The sequence below is a fragment of the Prevotella jejuni genome, assembly GCF_900187995.1.
In the GTDB taxonomy this organism is placed as follows: domain Bacteria; phylum Bacteroidota; class Bacteroidia; order Bacteroidales; family Bacteroidaceae; genus Prevotella; species Prevotella jejuni.
In genome coordinates this window covers 117,257-123,707 of record NZ_FZNZ01000006.1, presented here as the reverse complement: position 1 = coordinate 123,707, position 6,451 = coordinate 117,257, and the positions used below count along the sequence as shown (strand labels likewise).

The following is a 6,451-nucleotide window of genomic DNA, read 5'->3' as shown; positions in this document are numbered from 1 at the left end:
GTAATCATATAATTTCATAAAAGCAATTGATACAACACTAAATAACAAAGGTTTAATATCTTATACACATTCAAAGCCATCTTCATTCTGCCCCTCATCCACTCTTTGTCATTATGTCATTTCGTCTATGTAAGAGCTTTCAGTCACTCTATGTCATTATGTCATTCTGTCTGAGAACATTAAAATCTCCAATAGTTCTGAGCTTTTAAGTCTCTTCCTGTCATTATGTCATTCTGTCTGAGAACATTAAAAGCATAGTCCATTCTGTCCCCTCTGTCTTAGTGCAATTTGCGTAATTCGTAGTTCTGTGGTAATAGTTGTTTAGTATAGTCCATACCGTTTTTATCCTTGCTGTATGTTACCGAAGTAGAGGTAACTTATTGTTAGCAAATACCGAAAACAAAGTCAACCTATCTAAAATCCATCCAACGTTTGTTTATTTAAAAACTATTATCTACATTTGCAGCAATATCAATGCTACTTTACAAGAACAGCGATAAAACAGCTACTATTCGCAAACAAAGGTGACGAAAAGCATTTATTGAATTCGAACATTCACAGAATTCTAATGAATGAATGTATCAACATTAAAGAATTAAGCAATGAAAAAGATTATTTTAAGCTTATTACTTACATTGTCCTGCATAGCTATTAACGCACAAGATAACAATCTGGACTACAAGAGCAGACCAGCTTTTTTGAGATCAATATTCAACAACTGTAAAAGCGAGATAGGGCTATCTATGGATGCTTATGCCAACCTCCATATCGTTGCGGGTAAGACAATCGCCATTAAGGGGAAAGCTCCAGAAGCATACTTCATGATTGAACCTGACGAAGATGACGTGTGCGACAAGTCCTATAAGGTTTACAACGCTCATTTTAACGGCGTAAGCGTACAATACAGTACCTATGCTTATGCAGACGTATTAAGTCTGACTATCAATAAAGAAGACTATCATATAAACGAATATGATGGTGCCTGTGATTCGCATATCAAAAACTTAAGGCATCAATATAAGAAGACTAAGACCGGAGAAATCCTAACGTTGACTTGCACCAAAGACATTCCTTTGTTTAGTGACAATTCCAATCGAAGGATTATCTTGAAGAAAGGTTCAGTGTTAACCTTTAACGTAAAGAAATAAATTCGGGCTTATTCACCTCATTTCTTAGATTATCATTCACTCGAACATATCACAAACAATAGGGACAGACGCCATCGTCTGTCCCTATTGTTATTTATTTGTTGTCTTTCAACAAGCAACTTGTCTACTTGTAGACTCGTCACCTCGTCAATCAATATCTTACTTCTTTGGAATAATCTCGAACACTTCCGCCTTGCCAATCAGCTCCATACGCGTTACTTTCTTTGCCACATCAACAGTGAAGAAAGGCTCATTAGAAGTGAACTCAGCCTTTAGCTTGTTGCGCTTATCATACTGGCAAATACGAACAGAGCCACCCTCTGGCAATGAGAGAAGGAAGGTATAAGAAGTCATACCACTTGGTACCTCAAACGAAACAGCACCTGTATTCTTGAAAGACGTACTTGGCTGATGGTCGAACGCACGAAGGACGGCATCAGAAGCAGCGTTAGTACTACCAAACTCAAGTGTTGCAGCACCATCAGGAACCACTACGAACGAGCGAATAGCAGCCCAGTTCTTACGGTCGGAGTCAAGACGACGCAAACGAATATAACGTGCTTGCACCGGCTCACCCTGCCAAAGGATGTCATACTGGTTCTTCAAATCACCTAACATTGGCTTCCATGTCTTGCCATCAACCGAATATTCAAGTGTTGCATGGTCATAGAAGTCACAATCATCCTTAGAGTTACGACCCTGAAGGATATGCACCTCACGCACAGCCATTGGTTCAGGGAGGGCAACACCCATCCAGTCACCAGCCTTCTGAGCTTCCCCAGAGGTGTAATGTGTACTATCGCCATCAAGCATCAATCCTGCTTGTGTCGTCTTTAGGCTCTTATAAGACCCGATACCACGTAATGTGAATGCTTTCTCGCCTGAGAGCTTCTCATAGAAAGCATCACCGAGGTCGTTCATAGCGACGTCATAGAACGGCTGCAATTTCATTGTGCCCGACTTATGTGCCTCATAAGCATTCTTATCGTCCATGGTCATACGGCTCTTAACGTACTGACTCCAGAATTTCAAGTTGTCACCACTACGATAGAGGTCCATCAGTTCGATAGCTTTCTTACCACGTTCGCCTAACTTAGCGAACTCAGTCAGCCAAGGCTTCAGCTCCTTCATCAACAAACTATCTGTGCAACCAGCCTCAATTTCAGCAGGTGCTTTAGCCACACGCTCGAACTCCTCGTATAGTTTATCACGTTTCTCCTTAGTGTAATCAGCCAAACGGAAGGTCTCAGTCTCCCAAGACTCGTCACGACGATAGCCTGTTTCCGTATCTGCAGAATGGATAGCAAAGGTGCGGTAAGCGTCCTTCGCACGTGGCATCATCACTTCCAAGCCACGCTCCCAACTGTCGATTGGGTTATAATCAGATGGGTTCCATGTATAATCGGCCACACTGTAGAGAGAGAGCTTTGATGCTTCTCCATGCTCCATAGGGTTGCTGACGAGTCCACACATATCTTTTGCGGTGAGCGAAGTATCCAAACCATAGACAGGTCCCTGCAAGACAAGGTTGCGAACATAGTCTGTTACGGCATAGTTCCACCAGAAGAAAGCAGGACGCTTAATGCGACTGTCCACCCAATCGAGCGTACTCTTTGTCACATCGCTACAAACAACATCGCCTGTCCAGAACACACGTACAGATGGGTCGAGGGTCTTACCATAGATGCTCAATGGTCCGTTCTCGTCTGCCTTTGCCCATAACTTAGAATAGTCTGTAGGACAAATAATCAGCGGAGCAACATCGCCCTTCGCCTTTACAAACTCCTTTGTCAAACGATTCAATAACTCTACTTGTCGGTTAGGGTTGGTTCCCTCGCCTGAAATATCATCGAAGAAGATAGCAAACGACTTAACACCAGCTTGATACATGAGGTCGAGCTTGTGCTTAAGATTCTGATAGTCTTCCTCGTTCCACTTGATGTCCTTACCTGGATGAATAGCCCAAACGAAGTCTACACGGTTCTTCTTGCAGGCTGCAACAAGTTCCTTAATTTCCTTCATCTCATTCTCTGGATAAGGCAGACGCCAGTTAGGAGAACTGTGATAAGGGTCGTCCTTTGGTCCATAGATATAAGTATTCATCTTGTACTTACCGTAGAAGTCAATCAATGAAAGACGCACTGCATGTGACCATGGTGTACCATAGAAACCCTCAACAACACCACGATAGGCGAATACTGGTTCATCGCCGATTTCCAAACAAGGTAGTTTCTTACCGCCTTCTACGGATGGGTTCTCCATAATCTGACGTAGTGTCTGAATGCCATAGAACACTCCTAAGTCATCAGCAGCCATAAGTGTGATTCCTTTCTTGGTTATTCTTAGTGTGTAAGCACCGTCTACATCGGCCCCACTCTTCTCCCCATCTTTCAAAACAACAGGTATCTTTACTAATTGTATCTTCATTGGGAAGCCCTTCTCAGCCCGAGAAAGGAAGTTAAGATCAGTCCAATAGTCCCAACTCTGCTTACGAGCAGGCTGCGGTTGGTCAAGTTTAACACCACCACTGATGTCTACTGTTCCCTCACCTGTCAGTTTCACGTAACGTGGTGTAGGGTTAATAACGAGTCCCTGATGGTCTATCTTCTTACCAGGAACAGGATTAACTAACTGCACTTCCGAACGTTGACTGCCTAAGTCGAAGTCATTATCCTGTGCATGGGCTGCCGTTAGGGCACAGAGACCCAAAGCGAAAGTCACTAAAAACTTCTTTTGTTTCATGTAGGTTTATTAATGTTTAGATTCCTGCCTGCCCTTACCTATCGAACAAGCATGTGTGATTATTATTGCGTAATAAAATTGATTGATGCCACAAAGATAATGAATTAATTGGAATTAAACGACCTGTACTATCGTAAATAACGCTTTTCTTGTAAGATTATACACTTATTCCATGATTTCTGGCACGCTGGTGTATCCATTATATAAGCTACCTCAGCTCCATAACAAGCCAAAACTCACTGACCGAAGAAAAGTAACGAATGGGAGAGGAGAATGTAAGTTTACCGCTATAAGGCTACTCGTAAAGGTCCTTGGGAGTCTTATCTCTCACAGAGGGCACAGAGCTTACAGAAGCTTTCAGCACATGTTTAGAGACCACGGACGCCCTTCGACCGACAGAGAACACAGAGCATTTTCGCTACTATTGGCTGTAATCTCCGCGACATCGCATGCATAAACAGACCTCTGTGGAACTGTTCCTATAAACAAACATCTGTGTTTATCTATGAGAGAAATCACCGAAGCGACCTCTATAAGACTACCAACAAAAGAAGACAGGAGGCTGGATAGATAGCGAGGGAATGTTAGGATTTTTCAGCAACTATTCTCCTCTTCGCTCGAGAAGAGGCCGAGGAAGCATCAAGAACATGCCCTTCTACGTTCGAGAACATGCCCTTCTTGCATATAGAAGACGCCCTTCTTGGAGCAAGAAAGGCGTCTTCTCAAACGCTATTTATAACGTATTGATTTATTGAAAGTTATAGGCTTAAATACAAGAAATCTTATTCTCTTTTATTGAAGGAGTTTAGCTCGACGCAATGTAATTATTTTTTACGACCTTGCAGAGTATTTTAATGTCTGGAGTGAAAGAAATAAAACGTCATTCAACACGTTGGATGAGCTATTGAATAATTCTTACCTCTATTACCCTTAACACCCCTAACTAATTTAGAGAGAGAATTGCTATCATTCTTACCAGTACACATAAACGACTGACAGATAACTATGCCTAACCGTAGAAAGGACTTCGAGTATGGCAGCAGACGTGGAGAAAGGGCAAAAAGTGTTGACGGCTATCACCCTACTCACGCTTCATCTTTGGCAAATAGACGGCTATAATACCTAACAAGGGGAGTAACGTGCTGACCTTAAAGACAAAGAGAATACTCGTTTGGTCGGCTAACCAACCAAAGAAAGTGCTTCCAAGACCACCAAGACCGAACGAGAGTCCATAGAAGATACCGGCTATCGTACCGATATGATTGGGCATAAGATCGGTTGCATAGACCAATATTGCAGAGAAAGCTGATGCTATGATGAGTCCGATGATAGCTGATAAGATGCTTGTTCCAGCAAGACTACCCACATAAGGGAGCATGATTGTGAATGGCGCTGCACCAAAGATAGAGAACCATATCACGTATTTACGCCCGTAGCGGTCGCCTATCCAGCCACCAAGGAGCGTTCCGACGACCTCTGCCGCTAAGAAAACAAACAGGCAGAGTTGGGAGGTTTGAATAGAGACACCGAATTTCTCTATCAGAAAGAAGGTGAAATAGCTGACCATACTCTCTGTATAGAAGTTCTTAGAAAACATCAAAATGAAGAGGATAAAGACAAATCCATAGATCTGATGACGGCTATAGTTCTTTGCTGTGGTCCATCGTGCCCTACTCCGTTTACGGACAACTTTCAGTTGTTTGACGTGCCACTTCCCTATAAAAATTAGTATTACGGCTAAAAGAAGGGCTACGACAGCAAACCAGCGTACACCACTCAGGCCGACTGGTATCACTATCAGAGCTGCAAACAATGGTCCTGCTGCAAAGCCACCATTGCCTCCTACCTGGAAAATACTTTGTGCTAAACCATTGCGACCACCAGAGGCTTGCTGCGCTACTTGCGAACCTTGCGGATGGAAGATAGAAGAGCCTAAGCCAAACAACGACACTGAGACTAAGATAACAAGGAAACTATCGGCATACGAAAGCATAAAGATACCAATAAGCGTGAACACCATACTCACTGGTAACTGCCACCAACCGTGATGCTTGTCGGCATAGAGTCCGACGAAGGGCTGGATGATGGAGGAGGTTAACTGTAGTACTAACGTTATGATACCCACCTGAAAGAAGGATAATCCAAACTCACTTTTCAACATCGGATAGATAGCTGGTAGCATGGAGTGCATCGTGTCGTCTAAGAGATGACAAAAACTTATCGTGAGCAGAATACCTAAGGCTGTGCGTTCTTCGTTGCTTTCTTCTGTCTTTTTAATTAGTTCCATTTTTTTCTGTTATTATGTCCAAACATGCAAAGTTACACATTATCTTTATAAACAAAGAACGTATGGCGTAATAACCATGAGGCCTTGCCGCCTGTTTAGGCGTTTGATTTCTTTCGTCGACAACACCACCGCTTAAGAGGGTTCGGGACATTAGTACAACTTCTGTGGGGCAGTATTGTAACATCTGTGGAACGTTAACACAAAGATAGAAAGGGACAGAAAGGAGGGTTATTAGCCATAAGACAGAGCGCAAAACAGCTGTGATTTTCGAGGA

3 protein-coding genes are annotated in these 6,451 nt (G+C 42.8%); 1 reads left to right on the top strand and 2 read right to left on the bottom strand.

The features are described 5' to 3' along the window. The first annotated feature begins 602 nt into the window (after positions 1-602). On the top strand, positions 603-1,148 hold the full coding sequence (locus tag CHB62_RS03410; protein ID WP_240616205.1) for a hypothetical protein: 546 nt from the start codon (positions 603-605) through the stop codon (positions 1,146-1,148). Between the two features lie 159 nt (positions 1,149-1,307). Here CHB62_RS03410 and CHB62_RS03405 read toward each other — a convergent pair whose 3' ends face one another. Together CHB62_RS03405 and CHB62_RS03400 are read right to left on the bottom strand one after the other, a co-directional pair. Further along, complete coding sequence (locus CHB62_RS03405; protein WP_089365712.1) at positions 1,308-3,890, bottom strand: glycoside hydrolase family 84 protein; 2,583 nt, start codon at positions 3,888-3,890, stop codon at positions 1,308-1,310. Between the two features lie 1,081 nt (positions 3,891-4,971). Next, positions 4,972-6,177, bottom strand: coding sequence for an MFS transporter (locus CHB62_RS03400; protein WP_089365711.1), 1,206 nt, complete (start codon positions 6,175-6,177; stop codon positions 4,972-4,974). Positions 6,178-6,451: the final 274 nt, after the last annotated feature.

What these genes read in the sequence shown, in the direction of transcription:
- CHB62_RS03400 (WP_089365711.1), bottom strand. Translation starts at nt 6,177, where the DNA reads ATGGAACTAATTAAAAAGACAGAAGAAAGCAACGAAGAACGCACAGCC.
- CHB62_RS03410 (WP_240616205.1), top strand. Translation starts at nt 603, where the DNA reads ATGAAAAAGATTATTTTAAGCTTATTACTTACATTGTCCTGCATAGCT.
- CHB62_RS03405 (WP_089365712.1), bottom strand. Translation starts at nt 3,890, where the DNA reads ATGAAACAAAAGAAGTTTTTAGTGACTTTCGCTTTGGGTCTCTGTGCC.